The sequence below is a fragment of the Thauera sp. SWB20 genome (assembly GCF_000831325.1).
Lineage (GTDB): Bacteria > Pseudomonadota > Gammaproteobacteria > Burkholderiales > Rhodocyclaceae > Thauera > Thauera aminoaromatica.
Genome location: NZ_JTDM01000020.1, coordinates 201,730 through 223,967 on the forward strand (window position 1 = coordinate 201,730; position 22,238 = coordinate 223,967).

22 protein-coding genes are annotated in these 22,238 nt (G+C 70.4%); 6 read left to right on the forward strand and 16 right to left on the reverse strand.

The features are described from left to right. Nucleotides 1-182: 182 nt before the first annotated feature. Genes PO78_RS14920 through PO78_RS14935 form a run of 4 tightly spaced genes read left to right on the forward strand, consistent with a single transcriptional unit; the run spans nucleotide 183 to nucleotide 3,530 of the window. On the forward strand, nucleotides 183-1,103 hold the full coding sequence (locus tag PO78_RS14920) for a branched-chain amino acid ABC transporter permease (RefSeq protein ID WP_043744874.1): 921 nt from the start codon (nucleotides 183-185) through the stop codon (nucleotides 1,101-1,103). A gap of 8 nt (nucleotides 1,104-1,111) precedes the next feature. Then, a complete protein-coding gene (locus PO78_RS14925; RefSeq protein WP_012586167.1) occupies nucleotides 1,112-2,074 on the forward strand; it encodes a branched-chain amino acid ABC transporter permease in 963 nt (320 codons plus the stop codon). Then, nucleotides 2,071-2,820 (forward strand): ABC transporter ATP-binding protein, encoded by a 750-nt coding sequence (locus tag PO78_RS14930; protein WP_004324516.1) that lies wholly within the window; start codon nucleotides 2,071-2,073, stop codon nucleotides 2,818-2,820. The genes PO78_RS14925 and PO78_RS14930 overlap by 4 nt, the downstream gene beginning before the upstream one ends. Further along, nucleotides 2,817-3,530 carry an ABC transporter ATP-binding protein gene (locus PO78_RS14935; protein ID WP_004324518.1) on the forward strand — a complete coding sequence of 238 codons (714 nt, stop codon included), beginning with the start codon at nucleotides 2,817-2,819 and terminating at the stop codon, nucleotides 3,528-3,530. The genes PO78_RS14930 and PO78_RS14935 overlap by 4 nt, the downstream gene beginning before the upstream one ends. A 56-nt stretch (nucleotides 3,531-3,586) precedes the next feature. Here PO78_RS14935 and PO78_RS14940 read toward each other — a convergent pair whose 3' ends face one another. From PO78_RS14940 to PO78_RS14995, 12 genes are all read right to left on the reverse strand, one after another. Beyond that, entirely contained in the window at nucleotides 3,587-4,150 is a 564-nt protein-coding gene (locus PO78_RS14940) for a Uma2 family endonuclease (RefSeq protein ID WP_004324519.1), read from the reverse strand. 157 nt (nucleotides 4,151-4,307) lie between these two features. After that, the gene (gene rng, locus PO78_RS14945; protein WP_004324521.1) at nucleotides 4,308-5,762 is read right to left on the reverse strand and encodes a ribonuclease G; all 1,455 of its coding nucleotides are present in this window, start codon (nucleotides 5,760-5,762) and stop codon (nucleotides 4,308-4,310) included. A 13-nt stretch (nucleotides 5,763-5,775) separates the two neighbouring features. Next, the gene (locus tag PO78_RS14950; protein ID WP_004324523.1) at nucleotides 5,776-6,396 is read right to left on the reverse strand and encodes a Maf family protein; all 621 of its coding nucleotides are present in this window, start codon (nucleotides 6,394-6,396) and stop codon (nucleotides 5,776-5,778) included. 206 nt (nucleotides 6,397-6,602) lie between these two features. Beyond that, complete coding sequence (gene rlmH, locus PO78_RS14955) at nucleotides 6,603-7,073, reverse strand: 23S rRNA (pseudouridine(1915)-N(3))-methyltransferase RlmH (RefSeq protein WP_004324525.1); 471 nt, start codon at nucleotides 7,071-7,073, stop codon at nucleotides 6,603-6,605. 97 nt (nucleotides 7,074-7,170) lie between these two features. Continuing rightward, nucleotides 7,171-7,518 (reverse strand): ribosome silencing factor, encoded by a 348-nt coding sequence (gene rsfS, locus PO78_RS14960; RefSeq protein WP_004324527.1) that lies wholly within the window; start codon nucleotides 7,516-7,518, stop codon nucleotides 7,171-7,173. A gap of 30 nt (nucleotides 7,519-7,548) precedes the next feature. Continuing rightward, a complete protein-coding gene (gene nadD, locus PO78_RS14965) occupies nucleotides 7,549-8,259 on the reverse strand; it encodes a nicotinate-nucleotide adenylyltransferase (protein WP_012586165.1) in 711 nt (236 codons plus the stop codon). Beyond that, on the reverse strand, nucleotides 8,249-9,052 hold the full coding sequence (locus PO78_RS14970) for a BPSS1780 family membrane protein (RefSeq protein ID WP_012586164.1): 804 nt from the start codon (nucleotides 9,050-9,052) through the stop codon (nucleotides 8,249-8,251). The genes nadD and PO78_RS14970 overlap by 11 nt, the downstream gene beginning before the upstream one ends. 13 nt (nucleotides 9,053-9,065) lie before the next feature. Next, on the reverse strand, nucleotides 9,066-10,073 hold the full coding sequence (locus tag PO78_RS14975; RefSeq protein WP_043744878.1) for a BPSS1780 family membrane protein: 1,008 nt from the start codon (nucleotides 10,071-10,073) through the stop codon (nucleotides 9,066-9,068). A gap of 49 nt (nucleotides 10,074-10,122) precedes the next feature. Further along, nucleotides 10,123-11,079: a homoserine kinase gene (locus PO78_RS14980; RefSeq protein ID WP_012586162.1), complete on the reverse strand. Its 957-nt coding sequence runs from the start codon at nucleotides 11,077-11,079 to the stop codon at nucleotides 10,123-10,125. Nucleotides 11,080-11,109: 30 nt separating this feature from the next. After that, a complete protein-coding gene (locus PO78_RS14985; protein ID WP_012586161.1) occupies nucleotides 11,110-11,676 on the reverse strand; it encodes a DNA-deoxyinosine glycosylase in 567 nt (188 codons plus the stop codon). Then, complete coding sequence (locus PO78_RS14990; RefSeq protein WP_004300684.1) at nucleotides 11,673-11,993, reverse strand: DUF2782 domain-containing protein; 321 nt, start codon at nucleotides 11,991-11,993, stop codon at nucleotides 11,673-11,675. Before PO78_RS14990 ends, PO78_RS14985 begins: the two co-directional genes overlap by 4 nt. Before the next feature lie 45 nt (nucleotides 11,994-12,038). Then, complete coding sequence (locus PO78_RS14995; RefSeq protein WP_004300686.1) at nucleotides 12,039-12,764, reverse strand: TIGR00730 family Rossman fold protein; 726 nt, start codon at nucleotides 12,762-12,764, stop codon at nucleotides 12,039-12,041. Between the two features lie 23 nt (nucleotides 12,765-12,787). Here PO78_RS14995 and polA point away from each other — a divergent pair, with 23 nt between their 5' ends. Next, the gene (gene polA, locus PO78_RS15000) at nucleotides 12,788-15,607 is read left to right on the forward strand and encodes a DNA polymerase I (RefSeq protein ID WP_043744881.1); all 2,820 of its coding nucleotides are present in this window, start codon (nucleotides 12,788-12,790) and stop codon (nucleotides 15,605-15,607) included. A gap of 285 nt (nucleotides 15,608-15,892) precedes the next feature. Beyond that, nucleotides 15,893-17,653 (forward strand): lipid A export permease/ATP-binding protein MsbA, encoded by a 1,761-nt coding sequence (msbA, locus tag PO78_RS15005; RefSeq protein WP_156147825.1) that lies wholly within the window; start codon nucleotides 15,893-15,895, stop codon nucleotides 17,651-17,653. Nucleotides 17,654-18,043: 390 nt separating this feature from the next. On the opposite strand, the gene rfbC is transcribed toward msbA, so the two are convergent. The 4 genes from rfbC to PO78_RS15025 form a co-directional block, all read right to left on the reverse strand. Next, a complete protein-coding gene (gene rfbC / locus PO78_RS15010) occupies nucleotides 18,044-18,580 on the reverse strand; it encodes a dTDP-4-dehydrorhamnose 3,5-epimerase (RefSeq protein WP_043744885.1) in 537 nt (178 codons plus the stop codon). Further along, complete coding sequence (rfbA, locus tag PO78_RS15015) at nucleotides 18,577-19,455, reverse strand: glucose-1-phosphate thymidylyltransferase RfbA (RefSeq protein ID WP_043744887.1); 879 nt, start codon at nucleotides 19,453-19,455, stop codon at nucleotides 18,577-18,579. The genes rfbC and rfbA overlap by 4 nt, the downstream gene beginning before the upstream one ends. A 331-nt stretch (nucleotides 19,456-19,786) precedes the next feature. Then, nucleotides 19,787-21,370: a phosphomannomutase gene (locus tag PO78_RS15020; RefSeq protein WP_043744891.1), complete on the reverse strand. Its 1,584-nt coding sequence runs from the start codon at nucleotides 21,368-21,370 to the stop codon at nucleotides 19,787-19,789. 202 nt (nucleotides 21,371-21,572) lie between these two features. Beyond that, nucleotides 21,573-22,136 carry a Uma2 family endonuclease gene (locus PO78_RS15025; protein WP_043744893.1) on the reverse strand — a complete coding sequence of 188 codons (564 nt, stop codon included), beginning with the start codon at nucleotides 22,134-22,136 and terminating at the stop codon, nucleotides 21,573-21,575. Between the last annotated feature and the right edge of the window lie 102 nt (nucleotides 22,137-22,238).

Here is a 22,238-nt window from a genome sequence, read left to right on the forward strand (position 1 = left end):
CGCGGGGCATGGGGCCGCCGTGGGAGCGACGCAAGTCGCGATTCACCGCGATGCACCATCCGAACGGCAGCTTCATGATTTGGAGCTCACTGCTGCCCCGAGTGCGGCGGGATGCTCCATGGGCGGATCGCGACTGGCGTCGCTCCTACACAGAGGCTTCGGACGCGCCGGGCTGAAATCCGATGGATGCCATCTTCGTCTTCGAGCAGTTGCTCAACGGCCTGGGCTACGGGCTGATGCTGTTCCTGATCGCCGCCGGGCTCACGCTCGTGTTCGGCATCATGGATACCATGAACCTCGCCCACGGTTCGCTCTACATGGCCGGCGCCTACGTCGCCGCGCGCGTGCATGAGGCGAGCGGCGCGTTCGCGCTCGCCGTGCTGGTCGCGGTCGGCGTGACGGTGGCGATCGCGGCGGTGGCGGAGTTCCTCGTCATCCGCCGGCTGTATCGGCGCGACCACCTCGTCCAGGTGCTCGCCACCTTCGGCATCATCCTCATCGCCGACGACGCGGTGAAGGCGATCTGGGGCGTGGCGCCGCTGCTGGCCTCGACCCCGGCGGCGCTGGCCGGGCCGGTCGCGCTCCTCGAAGGCCTGCCCTATCCGTCCTACCGCCTGCTGCTGATCGGCGCCGGGCTGACGGTGGCGCTCGGGCTCCACCTGCTGGTCAACAAGACCCGCATCGGCATGCTGGTGCGCGCCGGCGCCTCGAACCGGCAGATGGCGGAGCACATGGGCGTGCGCGTGGGCGGGGTGTTCGCCTTCGTGTTCGCGCTCGGCGCTGCGCTCGCGGCGCTGGCGGGGGCGCTGATGGCGCCGATCAGCGCGGTGCAGATCGGCATGGGCGAGGCGATCCTGATCCCGGCGCTGGTGGTGATCGTCATCGGCGGCATCGGCTCGGTGCGCGGCGCCTTCGTGGCCGCGCTGCTGGTCGGCCTGGTGGACACCGCCGGGCGCGCCTTCCTGCCGCCGGCCCTGCGCGCGGTGCTGCCGCCCGCGGTGGCGGCCGACCTCGGCCCGGCGCTCGCCGGCATCGCCATGTACGTGCTGATGGCGGCGGTGCTGAGCTTGAAACCCGCGGGGCTGTTCCCCGCGCGCGGCTGAGGGACGCGATGCCCGAACGCTTCCCCGGCCTCGCGCGCCGCCTGCCCTGGCTGGTGCTGGCCCTGCTCGCGGCCTTCCCGCTGCTCGCGCCCGCCCTCGGGCTGGAGTACTACGTCGGCTTCGTGCGCCGGGTGCTGATCGTGGCGATCGCGGCAAGCAGCCTCAACTTCATCCTCGGCTACGGCGGCATGGCGGCGCTCGGCCATGCGGGCTTCATCGGCGTGGGGGCCTACACCGTGGTGGCGCTGGTCGAGGCCGGGGTCTCGTCGGCCTGGCTGGCCTGGGGCAGCGCGGCGGTGCTTGCCGGGCTGTTCGCAGCGGCGATCGGCGCGGTGTCGCTGCGCACGCGCGGGGTGTACTTCATCATGATCACCCTCGCCTTCGCGCAGATGCTGCACTACCTCGCGGTGTCGCTGCGCACGTATGGCGGCGACGACGGCTACGGCCTGTACACCCCGCTGGCGCTGGGTGCCTGGCTGGACGGCGCGCATGCGCAGGTCTTCTACTGGGTGGTGCTGGCGATCGCCGCGGCGGTGTTCGCGCTCTTCAGCCGGGTCGCGCATTCGCGCTATGGCCATGCGCTGCGCGGCGTCCGCGACAACGAGACGCGCATGGTGGCGCTCGGCTACCCGGTCTATCGGCTCAAGCTCGCCGGCTTCGTCGCCGCCGGCGCGGTGGCGGGGTTGGCCGGTGGCCTGCTCGCCAGCCACAACGCCTTCGTCAGCCCGTCGATCATGCACTGGACGCAGTCCGCGCTGCTGCTGGTGATGGTGATGCTCGGCGGCGCCGGCCGGCGCTGGGGCGCGCCGCTCGGGGTGGCGCTGTGGCTGACGCTGGAGGAGGTGCTGAAGCTGTACACGGACTACTGGCACTGGCCGCTCGGGCTGTTGCTGCTGCTGGTGGTGTTCCACGCGCCGCAGGGCGTGGCGGCGCTGCTCGAGCGCCGCGCCGGCCAGGAGGGCGCGCGATGAGCCTGTTCAGGGCGGAGGGCCTGGTCAAGCGCTTCGGCGGCCTGCTCGCCACCGACCATGTCTCCCTCGCCGTCGAGGCGGGCGAGATCCATGCGCTGATCGGCCCCAACGGCGCGGGCAAGTCCACCCTGGTGAACCTGATCTCCGGACTGCTGCCGGCGGACGCCGGGCGCATCGTGCTCGACGGTGTCGAGCTGACCGCGCTGACGCCGCACGCGCGCACCCGTGCCGGCCTGGCGCGCTGCTTCCAGATCAGCAGCGTGTTCCGCAACGACAGCGTGCGCGACAACCTGCTGCTCGCGGTGCAGGCGCAGGCGGGGTCGAGCTTCCGCTGCCTGTCGCGGCGCGACGCCGAGCACGCGCTGCAGGAGCGCGCCGAGGCGCTGGCGCAGCGCACGGGCCTGGCCGAGGTTCTCGAGCGCAACGCCGGCACCTTGGCCCACGGCCTGCAGAAGCGGCTCGACCTCGCGCTCGCGCTCGCCGCGCGGCCCAGGCTGCTGCTGCTCGACGAGCCCATGGCCGGCATGGGACCGGAGGATTCGCAGCAGATGGTGGCGCTGATCCGCGGTCTCGCCGGCGAGACCGCGATCCTGCTCATCGAGCACGACATGGACGCGGTGTTCCAGCTCGCCGACCGCATCTCGGTGCTGGTGTACGGCAAGGTACTGACCTCGGGTGACGCCGCCCACATCAAGGGGCATGCCGAGGTGCAGGCGGTGTATCTGGGGACAGAGGTGGCGGGATGAACGCGCCGCTGTTGTGCTGCCGCGGCCTGGAGGCCGGCTATGGCACCAGCAGGGTGCTGTTCGGCCTCGACTTCGACATCCGCGCCGGCGAGGTGGTGGCGCTGCTCGGGCGCAACGGCATGGGCAAGAGCACCACGATCCGCACGATCGTCGGCGGCCTGCGCCCGCAGCGCGGCGAGATCGTCTTCGAAGGCCGTCCGATCCACGCCGAGCGCGCCGACGCCATCGCCCGCCTCGGCGTGGCGATCGTGCCCGAGGGCCGGCAGTGCTTCCCCAATCTCACGGTGCACGAACACCTCGTCGCCTTCGCCGCGCGCCGCAATGGCGTCGCCGAGCCATGGACGCCGGCGCGGCTCTACGCGCTCTTCCCGCGCCTGGCCGAGCGCGCCGACCACCTCGGCAACCAGCTCTCCGGCGGCGAGCAGCAGATGCTGGCGATCGCGCGTGCGCTGTCGACCAACCCGCGCCTGCTGATCCTCGACGAAGCCACCGAAGGCCTCGCCCCGGTGATCCGCGAGGAGATCTGGCGCTGCCTCGCGCTCCTCAAGGCGCAGGGGCAGACCACGCTGGTGGTGGATAAATACGTCGAGAGGCTGATGGCGCTCGCCGACCGCAACCTCATCCTGGAGCGCGGGCGCATTACCTGGCAGGGCAGCTCGGCCGAGCTGGACGCGCGGCGCGAGCTGTGGGGGCGCTACCTGGGGGTGTGAGCGGGGCGGACGCTCCCGCTTCGCGGCGCGACCGGGGGGGGCCGAGCCGGCGGGCTTCAGGGCGCTTCGGCGTCGGCGTACACCTCGTCCAGCGTGATCTCCGTATCCAGGCAGTCCAGCCGGAAGGCGCCCTCGGCGCAGGTCTCGTGGCGCACCGGGTCGCCGAAGCGGTAGATCTCCACGGAGCGCTTGTCCGGATCGACGAGCAGATATTCGCGCAGCGAGGGGATGGCCTGGTAGGCGAAGAGCTTCTCGCGGCGGTCGATGCGCTCGGTGCTCGGCGACAGCACCTCCACCAGCAGGCAGGGACTGCGGCGGTAATAGGTCTCGCGGTCGTCGGGCGCGCAGGCCAGCACGATGTCGGGGTAATAGAAGTAGGTCTGGCCGGTGTGCTCGACGCGGACCTTCATGTCGGCGATGAAGAGCTGGCAGCCCTTGCGGCGGGCGTGCGGTCCGATCGCGAGGCCGAGGCTGGTGACGACCAGGCCATGCCTCGCGCTGGCGCCGCCCATCGCCACCACCTCGCCGTCGAGGTATTCATGCTTGATTTCGCTCCGGGTCTCGCCTTCGAGGTAGTCCTCGACACTGATCGGGGCGGGGCGTGCCAGGGCGTTGCTCATGAGGGCCTCCGTTGCGGCAGGTGGGCGGCAGATCGACGACGAATGATACGGTGGCAGTCCTCGTGCCAGCCAGCACGCCCGCGGACCGCGCGGCAGCGCGCGGTGTCGGCCGGGTGTTCGCGCCAAGGGGCGCTGCGGGCGGGGAGCCCCGCCACGCTCACAGCAGCACGATGTCGTACTGCTCCTGGGTGTAGCTGCCCTCGGCGTGCAGCGAGACCTTCTTGCCGATGAAGTCCGACAGCATCGCCAGCGACTGGCTCTCCTCGTCGAGGAAGAGGTCGATCACGTTGGGCGCGGCGAGCACGCGGAACTCCCGGGCGTTGAACTGGCGTGCCTCGCGCAGCAGCTCGCGCAGGATCTCGTAGCACACCGTGCGCGCGGTCTTGACCTCGCCGCGGCCGCTGCAGGTGGGGCAGGGCTCGCACAGCAGGTGGGCGAGGGATTCGCGCGTGCGCTTCCTCGTCATCTCCACCAGGCCGAGCGCGGTGAAGCCGTTGATGCTCATCTTGGTGTGGTCGCGCGACAGCGCCTTGCGGAACTCCTCCAGCACCATCTCGCGATGCTCGACGTTCTCCATGTCGATGAAGTCGATGATGATGATGCCGCCGAGGTTGCGCAGGCGCAGCTGGCGGGCGATGGCCTGGCTGGCCTCGAGGTTGGTCTTGAAGATGGTGTCGTCGAAGTTGCGCGCGCCGACGAAGCCGCCGGTGTTGACGTCGACGGTGGTCATCGCCTCGGTCTGGTCGATGATCAGGTAGCCGCCGGATTTGAGATCGACGCGGCGGGCGAGCGCCTTCTGGATCTCCTCCTCCACGCTGTAGAGCTCGAAGAGCGGGCGATCGCCGCTGTAGTGCTCGAGCAGCGGCAGCACCTGCGGCGTGTACTCGGCGGCGAAGGCGGCGAGCTTCTGGAAGTTCTCCCGCGAGTCGACGCGGATGCGTGAGGTCTCGTCGGTGACGAGGTCGCGCAGCGTGCGCTGGCCCAGCCCGAGGTCCTCGTGCAGCAGCTTCGGCGGGAACAGGCCCACGGTCGAGCCGGAGATCTCGCGCCACAGCTTGCGCAGGTAGGCGATGTCGGCGGCGAGCTCGGCGTCGGTGGCGGATTCGGCCATGGTGCGCACGATGAAGCCGCCCGGCTCGTCTTCGGGCACCAGCGCGACCAGCCGGCTGCGCAGCGCCTCGCGCCCGGCCTCGTCCTCGATGCGCTGGGAGATGCCGATGTGCTTTTCCTGCGGCAGGTAGACGAGCAGGCGGCCGGCGAGGCTGACCTGGGTGGACAGGCGTGCGCCCTTGGTGCCGATCGGGTCCTTGAGCACCTGCACCATCAGGCTCTGGCCTTCGGTGAGGATCTTCTCGATCGGACGCGCACCCTCGCCGTTCTGGCGGTCGCTCCAGATGTCGGCCACGTGCAGGAAGGCGGTGCGCTCGAGGCCGATGTCGATGAAGGCCGACTGCATGCCGGGCAGCACCCGGACGACCTTGCCGAGGTAGAGGTTGCCGACGATGCCGCGGCTGGCGGTGCGCTCGACGTGCAGCTCCTGCACCACGCCCTGCTCGACGATCGCGACGCGGGTTTCCTGCGGGGTGAAGTTGATGAGGAATTCGATGCTCATGGACGGGGTGTGCTCACAGGACGGGGTGGCCGAAGATCTCGAGCAGGGCGGCGGTCTCGAACAGCGGCAGGCCCATGATCCCCGAGTAGCTGCCGCGGATCTCCTCGATGAAGATCGCGGCGTGACCCTGGATGCCGTAGGCGCCGGCCTTGTCGAAGGGTTCGCCGGTGGCGATGTAGCGGCGGATGTCGTGCTCGCTCAGCGTGCGGAAGGCGACCTCGCTGACCGACAGCCGGCTGCGCGTGCGCTCGCCGTCGCTCATCGCGACCGCGGTCAGCACGCGGTGGCGGCGGCCGGACAGGCGCTCCAGGATGGCGTGCGCCTCGGCGGCTTCGCGCGGCTTGCCGACGATCTCGCCGTCGACCTCCAGCGTGGTGTCGGCGGCGAGCACCGGATGCGGCAGCAGCTTGCGCCACAGCACCCGCCGCATCCCGGCCTGGGCCTTGGCGAGCGCGAGGCGCTCGACGTAGCGTTCGACCGCTTCGTCGGGCAGCGGGGTCTCGTCGACGTCGGCGTCCTCGCCGCGCTCGCCGGCGCGAAAGGTCAGCACGTCGAAATTGATCCCGATCTGGCGCAGCAGTTCGCGGCGGCGGGGGCTCGTGGAGGCAAGGTAGATGCGCGGGGTGAGGGTCATGGCATGGCGTTCCGCAGGATCCGCGACGCCGGTCGGCGCCGGTCGGGCTCGGGTGGCGCGATTCTAACGGGTTTCACCGCCCGCCCGCGCCGCCGTGCCGGCATCACCGCCGCAATCGCGACTCGCGTCGCTCCCACGGGCGCCTTCGGAGACGCGGTGGTTCGTGTGGGAGCGACGCAAGTCGCGATCGGCCGATGCTGCAGGCGCTACTCGCGGTGGTAGGGGTGGTTCTTGAGCACCGTCCACGCGCGGTAGAGGGCTTCGGCCAGCAGGGGGCGCACCAGGGCGTGGGGGAGGGTGAGGCTGGAGAGGCGGATGGCCTCGTGGGCGCCCGCCTTGAACGCTGGGGCGAGGCCGTCGGGGCCGCCGACGATGAGCGCGACGTCGTCGCCTGCGCCCTGCCAGGACTCCAGCCGGCGCGCGAGCGCCAGCGTGCTGAGGTCGGCGCCGCGCTCGTCGAGGATCACGCGGCGGCAGCGCGGCGGCAGGGTGGCCTCGATGCGCGCGGCCTCGGCCGCCATCATCGCCTCCACCGTCTTGCCGCCGCTGCGCGGCTCGGCCTTGACCTCGACGAGCTGCAACTGCAGCTCGCGCGGCATGCGGCGGGCGAACTCGTCGAAGCCGGCCTGCACCCAGGCGGGCATGCGGTGGCCGACGGCGACGATGATCAGTTTCATGGTTGAACCTGCGCGCGTGCGTGGACGAGCATGCGTCGAAAAACGCGACCGCCACCCGCGCCGTACGCAGGCGGCCTCTCGCGCGGGGCGCTACTCGTCAGGCGGCGTTGCGCCGGCTGGACGGCGGGGTGTTCCAGAGTTCCTCGAGCTTGTAGTGCGCGCGCACCGCGGGCTGCATCACGTGCACCACGATGTTGCCGAGGTCGACCAGCACCCACTCGCCGGTCTCCTGACCTTCGGTGCCGATGATCTCGCCGCCGGCTTCCTTGACCTTGTCGTGCACGTTCTGCGCGAGCGCCCGGGTCTGACGGCCGGATTCGGCGCTGGCGACGACGATGCGGTCGAAGAGGGGGGTGTGCTTCGAGGTGTCGATGACTTCGATGTCGCGTGCCTTGATGTCTTCGAGGGCGGCGACGACGATCTTTTCGAGGGTGGGGGTGTCCATTCGGATCCTGTGTGGGCCGGCGCGGGGCGCTCAGCGGTAGAGATGGTGCGCGGCAATATAGTCGAGAACCGATTCCGGCAGCAAATAGCGGGCACTGTGGCCGTCGCGCACCAGATCGCGGATCAGCGAGGCGGAGATCGCCAGCGGGGTCATGTCGAAGGGGACGACGCGGCCCGCCGGTGCGCGGCGCAGATCCGCGGGGTCGGCGGTGTGGCGGCCCGCGCAGGCGGCGTCGAGCGCGGGCGACAGGGTGGCGGGCCAGCGCCGGCCGTGGGGCGCGTAGCCGGGGCGGTTGGCGACCGCGATGTGGGCGAGCGCGAACAGATCGGTCCAGCGGTGCCAGGTCGGCAGCCCGGCGAAGGCGTCGGCGCCGAGGATCAGCACCAGCGGCTGCTGCGGGCCGATCTCGGCGCGCAGGCGCTCGAGGGTGGGCACGGTGTAGCTCTTCTGCTGCGCGCGCACCTCGCCGTCGTCCACGCTGAAGCCGGGGTTGCCGGCGGTGGCGAGCCGTGCCATGGCGAGGCGGTCCTCGGCGGTGCTGCCGGGCTCGCCGCGGTGCGGCGGCTGGCCGGCGGGGATGAAGCGCACGCCGTCGAGGCCGAGCGCCTCGCGCGCTTCTTCGGCGAGGCGCAGGTGGCCGGTGTGGATGGGGTCGAAGGTGCCGCCGAGCACGCCGAGCGGGGCCCGGACGGGCGGCTCGAAAGCGGCTCTGGCCGGCGAAGGCGCGGGCTCAGTCGCCATCGCGCGCGTCGTCGTGTGCGGCGGGATCGCGCGCGGGGTTGCTCTCGGGGAGGCCGAACACGTCGCGGGTGGCGGTGTAGAAACTTGCGAACACGATCGGCAGGATGATCAGCGGCACCGGCAGCGCGGCCACGCTGCCCAGCGTGGGCGAGAGCAGGCCGAGCACCGCGACCACGAGGCCGGGCAGCAGGCCGGCGAAGATCGCCAGCCCGAGCGCGTAGGCGACGAAGGGCCGCCAGTTGCGCAGGCAGGCGTAGAAGCTGAAGAACATCGCCTTGGGCGCGGGCAGCTTCCACCAGCCGGCGAGCGCGGGCGCGAACCAGTAGGCCATCATCACCGGCGTGCTCAGCACCAGGCCGACCACCAGGGTGAAACCGAGCGAGGAGTCGGCCGCGGCCTGCGCGTCCATGTCCTCGCCGCGCATCACCGCGGCCAGGCTGCCGTCGTCGACCAGCATCACCAGCATCAGCACCACCAGGGTGGCCGCGAGGTAGAGCCCGCCGACCACCACCAGGCCCTGCAGGTTGGACTTGAAGCCGGAGAAGAGCACGTCGGGACCGGTCTTGCGTCCGCCGTCGATGGCGCGGCAGGCGTTCAGCACGCCGACCGAGAGCGCAGGCATCAGCAGCGAGGCGACGAGCTGGCCGAGCAGCGGCACCAGGCTGATCACGATGATCGAGAGCAGGTAGCCGAAGGTGGCGAAGGTGAGCAGCGCCGGATTGCGCCGCCACAGCTGCAGGCCTTCGCGCAGCCAGGCCCAGCCGCGCGGCATGGGGAGTTGTCGTGCTTGCATTCGTTTCCAGGGGTCAGGGTTTCGGGGGCGTGTCCGCTGGCGCGGAGTCGGGAGCCGGATCGGATTCGGGGCCGGGCGCGGGGGCGGGAGTGGAGCCGGGCGCGAGGTCCGGGTGGGGGCCCGGTTCGGGAGCGGGCGGTGCCGCGGAGGGGGCTGCGTCATCGGCCGCGGGGTCGGCCGCAGGCGCGAGCAGCACGGGGGCGGGCGGGACGCTTTCGCCCGACGTCGCCCCCGCTGCGGGCGCGGGCGGGGCCGCGGGGGCCGGCAGCAGCGGCGAGAAGGTCTCCTTCCACGCCGCGTAAAGCGCGCCGGCGATCATCGGCACCAGCACCAGCATGCCCAGGCCGGCGGGGATCATCGCCACCCACACCAGCACGTAGAGCAGCGCGGCGAGCACCACGAAGGCGAGCAGGTTGTGGAAGCAGGCGCGCGCGGACAGCCTCATCGCATCCAGCGGCGCGACCTCGTGCAGCATCACCAGCGCCGGGGCGAACCACAGCGCCATCATCAGCAGGGCCCACAAAACGGTGAACACCACCACGCCGAGCATCATGCCGCCGGCGGCGACGCCCGCCCCGGCGATCGCGCCGAGCGCGCCCGCCGCCGCGCCGGTGAGCATCGCGCTGCCGCCGATCGCGGCCGCGGCCAGCGCCGCGAGCAGCAGGCCGAGGAGGTGGAAGAGGCCGACCAGCAGCAGGTTGCCGGCATGCTGGCGCAGGCCGTCGAAGAGCTGGCCGACGTGCAGGCGCTCTCCGCGGTCGAGTGTGCGCGCACCGGAGAGCATGCCTGCGACGAGCACCGGCAGGGTCACGGGTGCGGCCGCCCAGCCGAGGAAGGGCACCATGCCGAGCGCGGCGAGGATCACGAAGAAGATCAGCGCCTGCAGCGCCCACACCAGCGGCGCCCGCATGAAGATGCGCCACCCGGCGGCGAGCCAGTCGAGGGCGTGGCCGGGCACCACGTCGCCGGGGGCGGGCGGCGGCGGATGCGGGCGGCGGGGCGGGGGCAGGGTGGCATTCATCGGCGTCGGGTCGGGGATGGGCGGGCGTGACAGAGCGGGCGGGGCGGCGTCAGCGCGGCAGGGGCGGCGCCGTGGCGATGCGCAGGCGCAGGATGTCGCGGTACTCGTTCGGGTCCTTCACCAGCACCATCTCGCCCGCGCGCGGCAGGTGGAAGTCAGCCGCGCGCGACATCCAGAAGCGCAGCGCGGCCGCGCGCAGCATGGCCGGCCAGGCGGCGCGCTCGGCGTCGGTGAAAGGGCGCTCGGCGTGGTAGGCGTCGAGCAGCGCGGCGGCACGCTCGGCATCCAGCCCGCCGTCGGGGGTGGAGCACCAGTCGTTGACGGTGACGGCGACGTCGAACAGCAGCGCGTCGTAGCCGGCGAAGTAGAAGTCGATGACGCCGCCGATGCGCACCCCGCCGTCGGCATCGGTGTCCCACAGCACGTTGTCGCGGAAGAGGTCGGCGTGGATCGCGCCGGCGGGCAGGGCGGCGACGTCGACCGTGGCCTGGAAGGCGATCTCGGCGTCGAGCAGGGTCTGTTCGTCGGCGGACAGGAAGGGCCGCAGCACCTGCGCGGTGGCGGCGCGCCAGGCGGCGCCGCGCGGGTTTTCCTGGCGGCGACCGTAGGACTGGCCGGCGAGGTGCAGGCCGGCGAGCATGGCGCCGACCCTCCCGCAGTGCGCCAGGCCGGGGCTCATCTCGGAGCGGCCCGAGAGCCGTACCACCAGTGCGGCGGGGCGCTCCTGCAGGGTGCCGAGGTATTCGTTGTGGCGGTTGGCGATCGGGCCCGGCACGGGCAGGCCGTGGCGCGACAGGTGCGCCATCAGGTGCAGGTAGTAGGGCAGCTCGGCGCGCGGGATGCCCTCGAAGAGCGTCAGCACGTAGCGCCCGAGCGTGGTGGTGACGAAAAAGTTGCTGTTCTGCACGCCGGCCGAGATGCCCTCGAGTTCCACCAGGCGGCCGATGGCGTAGTCCTTGAGCCAGTCGGCGAGCACGGATTCGGGAACGGGGGTGAAGACGGACATGCGGACTCCGGGTAAGACGGTCGGATGGGGTCAGGCGGCCTGGGCGGCCGGGATGTCGATGCGGGCTGCGGCCGCGCGGTGCGCTGCCGCCTTCACGACCTGCCAGGCGGCGAGCTTGGCCTCCAGCCCGCGCGCGGCGTGCGCCGGGCTGGTCGAGGGCAGGCGGGTGAAGTGCAGCGGCGGCAGCGCGATGCGGCCGCGCACATGGCGGCGGAAGGCGGTCTCGGCGGCGGTGCCGTTGAAGAAGACGTGGCCGATGTCGGGGCAGGCGGCGAAGAGGCCGGCGAAGTCGTTGGCCTCGATGCTGTCGGGCGCGATCGCGCTGTCGAGGCTGCCGGCGCGCTCGCAGCGGCCGATGACGTCCCACAGCGCGACGCCGGCGGCGGCGAGGCGCTCGAGCCGCTGCGCGTAGGGGAGTTCCGCTCCGGCGCCGAAGAGCGCGCCCATGATCGGCCAGAAGGCGTTGCGCGGATGCGCGTAATACTGCGCGGCGGCGAGCGAGGCCGTGCCGGGCATGCTACCGAGCACCAGCACGCGCGCGTCGGCGCGGAACAGCGGGGCAAAGCTGCGCACCAGCGGTGCGGCGGTCGTGCTCACCAGGACTTGATCACCCACATCGGCACGGCGAGTTCGGGCGTGCCGTCGTGGCGCACCATCTGGCCGTTGCCTTCCTTGTCGATCAGGTAGTAGGGCACGCCGTGGGGCGGTGTGACCTTGACCATGTAGAGCTTGCCGCGCAGGCGGTATTCGGTGACGGTGTCCTCGCCGCGCTTGACGATGGTGACCTCGGGTTCGTCGGCTGCGCCCTCGGCGGGCATCGGCGGCGGCTCGGGGATCGGTTCGAGGTTCGCGGGCTGCTGGGCGAAGGCCGGCACGGCGGCGGCCAGCCACAGGACGATCAGGGTGCGGCGCATGATGTTCTCCGGAAGATGCTGCAATTCTAGCCGGTAATGCGGCACTCAAAGGTTCAGCATCATCTCGCGCTCGGCCGGAAGGGGCTGGAAACCGCGCCGCTCGTAATGCTTGAAGATGGCCTCGACCACCTCCTCGGGCTCGTCGATCACCTGCACCAGGTCGAGGTCTTCGGCGTTGATCATGCCTTCGGCGACCAGGCGCTCGCGCAGCCAGTCGAGCAGGCCCTGCCAGAACGGGCGGTGCACCAGGATGATCGGAATCTTGCGGCTCTTCCTGGTCTGGATCAGCGTCATCGCCTCGAGCAGCTCGTCGAGGGTGCCGAAGCCGCCCGGCATCACCACGTAGGCGGTGGCGAACTTCACGAACATGAACTTGCGCGCGAAGAAGTGCTGGAAGGTCTGCGAGATGTCCTGGTAGGGGTTGGCGGCCTGCTCCAGCGGCAGCTGGATGTTGAGCCCCACCGAGGGACTCTTGCCGAAGAAGGCGCCCTTGTTGGCCGCTTCCATGATTCCCGGACCGCCGCCCGAGATCACCGCGAAGCCCGAATCCGACAGCAGGCGGGCGATCTTTTCGGTGAGCATGTAGTACTTGTGGTCGGGCGGCGTGCGTGCGCTGCCGAAGATCGAGACCGCCGGCCGGATCGCCGCCAGGCGTTCGGTCGCCTCCACGAACTCTGCCATAATCCCGAAGATTCGCCAGGATTCGCGCGCGTTGAAGCGCGGTGCGGTGCTGTCGGGCACGCTGCGGGGGAGTTTGTCTTTCGCGGTCATGTTGTTGTTCTCTAGGATTCGGAATGCCCACCCTGCTGCTCGTCGACGGCTCCAGCTATCTCTATCGCGCCTTCCATGCCCTGCCCGACCTGCGCAATTCGCAGGGCGAGCCGACGGGCGCGATCCGGGGGGTGCTGTCGATGCTAAGACGGCTGGAAAGCGACTACAAGGCAGAATTTCGCGCCTGCGTCTTCGACGCCAAGGGCAAGACCTTCCGCGACGACTGGTATCCCGAATACAAGTCCCACCGCCCGCCGATGCCCGACGACCTGCGCGCGCAGATCGCGCCGCTGCACGAGGCGGTGCGGGCCGAGGGCTGGCCGCTGCTGTCGGTGGAGGGCGTGGAAGCGGACGACGTCATCGGCACGCTCACCCGCCTGGCGCTCGAGCGCGGCTGGGAGGTGGTGATCTCGACCGGCGACAAGGACCTCACCCAGCTCGTGCGCCCCGGCGTGCGCTGGGTCAACACGATGAGCGAGGAAGTGCTCGACGAGGCCGGCGTGGCGGCCAAGTTCGGCGTTCCGCCGGAGCGCATCGTCGACTACCTCGCGCTGGTGGGCGACACGGTGGACAACGTGCCGGGCGTGGAGAAGTGCGGCCCCAAGACCGCGGTGAAGTGGCTGACCGAGTACGGCACGCTCGACAACCTCGTCGCCAACGCCGACAAGGTGGGCGGCAAGGTCGGCGAGAACCTGCGCAGGCATCTGGACTTTCTGCCGCTGGGCCGGAAGCTGGTGACGGTGGCGACGGATGTGGAGCTGCCGGTGGGGCTGGACGAGCTGCCGGCGCGCGCGGACGACAAGGCGGCGCTGCGCGCGCTCTACGAGCGCTTCGAGTTCAAGTCATGGCTGAAGGATCTGGATGGCGGTGCGGAGAGTGTCGCCGCCTCGAAGGCCGCGTCCGATGCGCGCCGCTTCGACCGCCAGGAAAATCGGGGACAGACCCCGATTTCCGAGGCTGCGACCACGACGCCAGGGGGGGGCGGGGTGTGCGCAATCTCCGCGGATGAGCAAATGAAAGACCTGACCCCGGTCTATCTTTCCATCCTCGACTGGCCGACCTTCGACGCCTGGCTGGCGAAGATCTCCGCTGCCGAGCTCACCGCCTTCGACACCGAGACCACCAGCCTCGACCCGATGGCGGCCAGGCTGGTCGGGATGTCCTTCGCGGTCGAGCCGGGCGAGGCGGCCTACCTGCCGCTGGCGCACCGCGGTGCCGCGCAGTTGCCAGAGGCGCCGGAGCAGTTGCCCCTGGACGAGGTGCTCGACAGGCTCAGGCCCTGGTTCGAATCCGACCGGCACGCCAAGCTCGGGCAGAACCTCAAGTACGACGCCCACGTGCTCGCCAACCACGGCATCGCGCTGCGCGGCATCGCGCACGACACCCTGCTCGAATCCTACGTGCTGGAGAGCGACAAGGCGCACGACATGGATTCGCTCGCCAAGCGCCATCTCGGCCTCGCGACGATCCCTTATACGGATGTCTGCGGCAAGGGTGCCAAGCAGATCGGCTTCGACGAGGTCGATGTCGCGCGCGCCACCGAATACGCCGCCGAGGACGCCGACGTCACCCTGCGCCTGCACCGCCACCTGTACCCGCAGCTCCAGGCCCTGCCGCAGCTCGACGCCCTCTACCGCGAGCTCGAGATGCCGGTGCTCGGCGTGCTGCAGCGCATGGAGCGCACCGGGGTGCTGATCGACCCCTTCCTGCTCGGCCAGCACTCGGAGGAGCTCGGCCGCCGCCTGTACACGCTCGAGGGCGAGGCACATGCGCTCGCCGGCCAGCCCTTCAACCTCGGCTCGCCCAAGCAGCTCGGCGAGATCCTGTTCGGCAAGCTCGGCCTGCCCGTGGTCAAGAAGACCGCCACCGGCCAGCCCTCCACCGACGAGGAGGTGCTGGAGAAGCTCGCCGAGGACTACCCCTTGCCCAAGCTCCTGCTTGAGCACCGCGGCCTGTCCAAGCTCAAGAGCACCTACGCCGACAAGCTGCCGCGCATGGTCAATCCGCACACCGGCCGCGTGCACACCAGCTTCTCGCAGGCCACCGCGGTCACCGGCCGGCTGTCGAGCTCCGAGCCCAACCTGCAGAACATCCCGATCCGCACGCCCGAAGGCCGCCGCATCCGCGCCGCCTTCATCGCGCCGCGCGATCATCTCATCGTCTCGGCCGACTACTCGCAGATCGAGCTGCGCATCATGGCCCACCTGTCGGACGACGCCCGCCTGCTCGAAGCCTTCGCCCGCGGCGAGGACGTGCACCGCGCCACCGCCGGCGAGGTCTTCGGCGTGGCGCCGGCCGAGGTGACGAGCGAGCAGCGCCGCTACGCCAAGGTGATCAACTTCGGTCTCATCTACGGCATGAGCGCGCATGGCCTGGCCAAGAACCTCGGCATCGAGCGCGCCGCCGCGCAGGCCTGGATCGACCGCTACTTCGCGCGCTACCCCGGCGTTGCAGAGTACATGGACCGCACCCGCGCCGAGGCGCGCGAGCAGGGCTACGTCGAGACCGTCTTCGGCCGTCGCCTCTACCTGCCCGACATCCGTGCCAGCCAGGCCGGCCGCCGCGCCGGCGCCGAGCGTGCGGCGATCAACGCGCCGATGCAGGGCACGGCCGCCGACCTCATCAAGAAGGCGATGATCGCGACCGACGCCTGGCTGGCTTCCTCCGGCTTGAAGTCGAAGCTGGTGCTGCAGGTGCACGACGAGCTGGTGCTCGAGGTACCCGGGGCCGAGCTCGAGACGGTGCGGGAAGAGCTGCCCCGGCTGATGGGTGGCGTCGCCACGCTGAAGGTGCCGCTGCTGGTGGAGGTCGGCGCCGGCGACAACTGGGACGAGGCCCACTGAGGCGGAAGCGCCGCAATCGCGACTCGCGTCGCTCCTACGAGAACCGCCGGGCTTCCGAAATCTCCGGTAGGAGCGACGCAAGTCGCGATCCGGCGGTCGAATGACGCAGGCGGTCCCGGAAGCGCCGTGATCGCGACTCGCGTCGCTCCTACGAGAAACGCCGCGGCCATCGTTGCTGCCGCGCGCTTGCGGGCTTGGCATATCATCCGGGCCATGACTGCCGTACCCGAACCGATCGCATCCAGCACGCCCGCCCCCGCCGTCGAGAAGCCGCCCTCGAGCAGCATGAAGGTCTACCTCCGCCTGCTCGGCTACACCCGGCCCTTCCTCGGCTACTTCGCGCTCAGCATCCTCGGCTTCGCCATCGCAGGCGCCTGCAAGGCGGGGCTGGCGAGCGTGCTCAAGTACTTCATCGACGGTCTCGCCGCGCCCGATGCGCCGATCGCCACCGGCCTGCCCTGGCTGGACGCGCTCGACCTGATCTTCGCCATCCCGCTCATGATCGTCGTCATCGCGCTGGTCGAAGGCCTCGGCACCTTCCTCGGCAACTACGGCATCTCGCGCGTCTCGCTCGGCCTCATCCACGACCTGCGCACCCAACTCTTCGGCAGCTTCCTGGTGCTGCCCAACCGCTTCTACGACGCGCACAACTCCGGCCACCTCGTCTCCAAGATCACCTACAACGTGTCGATGGTGACCGACGCGGCCACCGACGCGGTCAAGATCCTGTTCCGCGAGGGCCTCACCGTCGTCGCGCTGCTCGGCTACCTGCTGTGGATGAACTGGCGCCTCACCCTGACCCTGCTCGTGGTGCTGCCCGCGATCGCCTGGCTGGTGTCCAACGCCAGCCGCAAGTTCCGCCGCCTGTCGAAGAACATCCAGACCTCGATGGGCGAGGTCACCCACGTCGCCTCCGAGACCATCCAGGGCTACCGCGTGGTACGCAGCTTCGGTGGCGAGGCCTACGAATCCGCGCGCTTCCGCAAGGCGAGCACCGACAACACCCGGCGCCAGTTGAAGATGGTGCGCACGCAGGAGACCTTCTCGGCGCTGATGCACCTGATCGTGTATTCGTCGATGGGCCTGCTGCTCTTTACCGTGCTGAAGGTGCGCGGCGACGCCTCGGCCGGCGACGTGGTCGCCTACATCACCGCCGCCGGCCTGCTGCCGCGCGCGATCCAGCTGCTGGGTGGCGTCAGCGCGCGCATCCAGCGCGGCGTGGCCGCGGCCGACAGCATCTTCGAGCAGCTCGACGAGGCGCCCGAGCCGGATGGCGGCACGGTCGAGCGCGAGCGCATCGCCGGCCGTGTCGAAGCGCAAGGGCTGGGCTTCGGCTACCCGGGTGCGGAAGGCAAGGCGCTGCAAGGCATCGACTTCAAGGCCGAGCCCGGCCAGATGATCGCGCTGGTGGGCAAGTCGGGCAGCGGCAAGTCCACGCTCGCCAACCTCATCCCGCGCTTCTACCAGCACGACGAGGGCCGGCTGCTGGTCGATGGCGTTGCGGTCGAGGACTACAGGCTGGCCAACCTGCGCCACCATATCGCGCTGGTGACGCAGCAGGTCACGCTCTTCAACGGCACCGTGGCGCAGAACATCGCCTACGGCGAGCTCGCCGGCGCCAGCCGCGAGCAGATCGTCGCCGCCGCCGAAGCGGCCAACGCGCGCGAGTTCATCGACCGCCTGCCGCAGGGCTTCGATACCGAGATCGGCGAGAACGGCGTGCTCCTTTCCGGCGGCCAGCGCCAGCGCCTCGCGATCGCGCGCGCGCTGCTGAAGAACGCGCCCATCCTGATTCTGGACGAGGCGACGTCCGCGCTGGATACCGAGTCGGAGCGGCTGATCCAGGCGGCGATCGAGCGCCTGATGGAGGGACGTACGACCATCGTCATCGCGCACCGGCTGTCGACGATCGAGAAGGCGGACCAGATCCTGGTGATGGAGGCCGGCCGCATCGTCGAGCGCGGCACGCATGCGGAGCTGGTGGCCCGCGGCGGCGTCTACGCGCGCCTGCAGGCGATGGGGATCGAGCCGGACGCCGCAGCTTGAGTTGCGATCGTGCGCGTATCGAGCCGCGCAGCGATCGCTCCGCCGCCGCAATCGCGACTCGCGTCGCTCCTACATCTACGCCCGCGCCGGTTTTCGTAGGAGCGAAGCAAGTCGCGATCGGGCGATGGACCCACCGCGATCCGCATCGGAGCCGTGCATCGCGACTCGCGTCGCTCCTACATCTACGCCCGCGCCGGTTTTCGTGGGAGCGACGCAAGTCGCGATCGGGCGATGGACCCACCGCGATCCGCATCGGAGCCGTGCATCGCGACTCGCGTCGCTCCTACATCTACGCCCGCGCCGGTTTTCGTGGGAGCGACGCAAGTCGCGATCGGGCGATGGACCGACCGCGATCCGCATCGGAGCCGTGTATCGCGACTCGCGTCGCTCCTACGCGCGCTTCAGATCCCGCAGGCGGGGGTTGTTCGCGTCCTTCGCCGACAGCTGCGGCGCTTCGATCGGCCACGAGATCCCCACGTCCGGGTCGTTCCATGCCAGACCGCCCTCGTCCGCCGGGAAGTAGAAATCGGTGCACTTGTACTGGAAGTCCGCCACCTCGCTGAGCACGCAGAACCCGTGCGCGTAGCCCGGTGGCACCCACATCTGGCGGTGGTTGTCGTCGTTGAGCTCGACGCCGACGAACTTGCCATACGTCGCCGAGCTCGGGTCGATGTCCACCGCGACGTCATACACCGCCCCGCGGCTCACGCTCACCAGCTTGCCCTGCGGGCGCGTCGTCTGGAAATGCAGCCCGCGCAGCACGCCGCGCTGCGAGCGCGAGTGGTTGTCCTGCACGAAGGGCAGGGTGATGCCCGCCTCGCGGTAGCGCTCGACCTGGAAGGTCTCGAGGAAGAAGCCGCGGTGGTCGCCGAAGGCCTTCGGCTCGATGATCAGCACCCCGGGCAGTGCGGTCTCGATCACCTTCATTGCCCGCCCTCCTGGCGCAGCAGGCGCTTGAGATACTGGCCGTAGCCGGTCTTGCTCAGCGCTTCGGCCTGGCGGGCCAGTTGCGCGGCCGACAGCCAGCCCTGGTTGTAGGCGATCTCCTCCAGGCAGGCCACCTTCAGGCCCTGGCGCGCCTCGATGGTCTGCACGAAGTGGCTCGCCTCCATCAGCGAATCGTGCGTGCCCGTGTCCAGCCAGGCGAAGCCGCGTCCGAGCAGGCTCACGTGCAGATCGCCGCGCTGCAGGTAGGCGTTGTTGACGTCGGTGATCTCGAGCTCGCCACGCGGCGAGGGCTTCACCTGCCGGGCGATCTCCACCACCGAGTTGTCGTAGAAATACAGCCCGGTGACCGCATAGTTCGACTTGGGCGCCTTGGGCTTCTCCTCGATCGAGATCGCCTTGCCGCTGGCGTCGAACTCCACCACGCCGAAGCGCTCGGGGTCGGAGACGTGGTAGCCGAACACCGTCGCCCCGCGCTCGCGGCGCGCCGCCTCGCGCAGCATGGCGCTGAAGCCGTAGCCGTAGAAGATGTTGTCACCCAGGATCAGGCAGACGTGGTCGTCGCCGATGAAATCCTCGCCGATCAGGAAGGCCTGCGCCAGGCCGTCGGGCGAGGGCTGCTCGGCGTAGCTCAGCGCGATGCCGAAGTCCGAGCCGTCGCCGAGCAGCTTGCGGAAGTTGGGCAGGTCGTCCGGGGTCGAGATCACCAGGATCTCGCGGATGCCGGCGAGCATCAGCACGGACAGCGGGTAGTAGATCATCGGCTTGTCGTAGATCGGCAGCAGCTGCTTGGAGACGCCGCGCGTGATCGGATGCAGCCGGGTGCCGGAGCCGCCGGCGAGGATGATGCCTTTCATGGTTCGAAGGTCCTGGGTGAGAGGGAGCGGACGGTCTGGTGACGAAGTGCGTGCGGCGATGGGGTGCGAGTCGTTTCCGGTTGGAAGTCTACGCCATCGAGCCGCCGGCGTGACCGTCGGAGGGCGCGATGCACGTCGTGCGTGCGGGGAGCCATCGATGCGGTCCTTGCGTGGTCAGGCGCCGCGATCGCGACTTGCGTCGCTCCTACGGGAACCGGCGCGTTCATTGGCGCTCGGCTTGGCCTGCAGGAGCGACGCAAGTCGCGATCGCGGCGTTCGGATGTCCGCAGCGGATCGGTGTCTGGACGGCCCATCGCGACTTGCGTCGCTCCTACGCGGAGGCGGCGATGCGGGCGAGGCAGGCATCGCACAGGGCGCGGGCGCGGGGCTCGTCGGCGGCCTCGGCGTAGCAGCGCAGCTCGGGGGCGTTGCCGGAGGGGCGCAGGTGCACGATCTCGCCGGTGGCGAAGCTCGTGCGCAAGCCGTCGGTGGTATCGATCGCGATCACGTCGCCGGCGTCCGGCGCCATCAGCGCGGCCGCCTCCGCGGGGGTCTGCTGCAGGCGCGCGATCAGGGCGCGGCTGAACTCGGTCGGCACGTTCTGGATGCGGTCGCTCGCGGTGAAGCGGCGCGGCAGGGCATCGGCCAGCTGCGACACTGGACAGCCCTTGGCGCGCGCCATGGCCAGCAGGGCCAGCATCGGCAGCAGCGAATCGCGCGTGGGCAGGGCCTTGAGCCGTGCTGCGCCGGCGGGCAAGCATTTCTGCGTCGCCTCGGGCCCATCCGTCGCAACTTCGGCAGATCCAAAGCCGGCAGATCCAAGCTCGGCAGATCCAAAGCCGCCCGTCCCAACGCTGCCCGCCCCAACGCCGGCGGTTTCCGCCGCACTTGCCCCGATCGCCTCCCCGTACTCGACATCGCTCCCGAGCAGGAATCCCCCGTTCGCCTCGTAGCCCACCACCCGCCCCGCGCCGCGCTGCGTGTCCATTCCGGCGATCACGTAGGGCGAGCCGATGCGCGTCCGCAGCACCTGCCGGAACGCGCCGCACTTCTCCACTGCGGTGTTGCTGCTCACCGGCGTCACCACCACGTCGGCGTGCAGATACTGCGCGCACAGGATGCCCACCACGTCGCCGCGCAGCCAGGTGCCGGTCTCGTCGCCGATCAGCGGACGGTCGGCGTCGCCGTCGGTCGACAGGATGGCGTCGAAGCGATGCGCCTGCGCCCATGCGCGCGCCTGCGCGATGTCCTCGGAGCGCACGGCCTCGGTGTCGATCGGCACGAAGGTGTCGGTGCGCCCGAGCGACAGGACCTCGGCGCCGAGGCGCTCGAACACCGTGCGCAGCACGTCGCGCGCCACGCTCGAGTGCTCGTACAGCGCCACGCGCATCCCGGCGAGCGCGCCTTCGCCGAAGAAGGCGGTGTAGCGCGCCACGTAGGCCTCCAGCGCGGAGGCGTCCACCGCGGGCAGGGGCGCCGGCGACAGCGCATCGGGCACCGCCACCTCCGCATCGAGGATCGCCTGCTCGTCCGCCTTGTCGATCTCGCCGTCGGCGCGATAGAACTTGATGCCGTTGCGGTCGAAGGGGATGTGGCTGCCGGTGACGACGATGCCCGGAGCGCGCTGCAGCGCGCAGTAGTAGGCGAGCGCGGGCGTGGGCAGGGCGCCGACGAACACCGCCTCGCGTCCCGCGTCGCGGATTGCCTGGATGCAGGCCGCGGCGATGCGCGGGCTGCTCGGGCGCAGGTCGTGGCCGACGACGACGCGCGCGCTGTCGGTCGCAATGCTGCGCAGGAAGGCCTGCGCGTAGGCGTAGCAGACCGCGTCGGAGAGGTCGCTGACGAGGCCGCGCACGCCGCTGGTGCCGAAGCGCGCGTTGTGGGCCTCGGCGAGGTGGTGGAGTCGTGTGTTCATCGGATGTCGGTGAATCGGGGGGTGGAGAAAATCGATCTCGTCTTCGCGTGCCGGGCGCGCTGCGGTGTTTTGTAGGAGCGACGCAAGTCGCGATTCGGCGCTGCGGCTGTACCAGGCGTATTGGGATCCGGGGCGTCGGGATCGCGACTTGCGTCGCTCCTACAAGAGGCAGAACCGGGGGCACCGTTCTTGCTGCCGCGACTCAGGCGCCGACGTCCTCGAACACCTCGTCCAGCCCGATCTCCAGCTCCAGCGCCGCCAGCACCAGGCCGCGCGCGCTGTCGCCGGTGGCGAGCAGCCAGTCGTTGGAGGGCAGGCGGCGGAAGATCTCGACGCTGCGTCGCTCCGGATCGACCAGCACGTACTCCTGCAGGCTGTCGAGCATGCGATACGCGGCGAACTTCGCACCGCGGTCGTAGGCGGCGGTGCTGTCGCTCAACACCTCGATGATCACGCGCGGATGATGCAGCACGCGCTCGGCGGCGAGGTCTTCGGGGTGGCAGCTCACCATCAGGTCGGGGTAGAACACCGCATCCGCCTGCATCACCTCGAGCTGCATGTCGGAGATGTAGGCCCGGCAGGGCGTGCCGCGCAGCTTCTGGCGCAGCGAGGCGGCGATGTTGAGTGCCACGACCACATGATCCTGCCGTGCCCCGGCCTGGGCGAACACCTCGCCGGCGACGTAGTCGTGCTTCATGGGCTGTTCGGCCTCCCAGGCGAAGAAATCCGCGCGCTCGAAGCGCGCGGCGGGTTGAGGCAAGGCCATGATGGGCGAGCTCCCGATCCGTGAGATGGCTGAAGTCTAGCAGGGTGAGGGCGGGCTGCTCGATGGGCGCCGCGGGCCGCGGGCCGGCCGTGAGCAGATGAA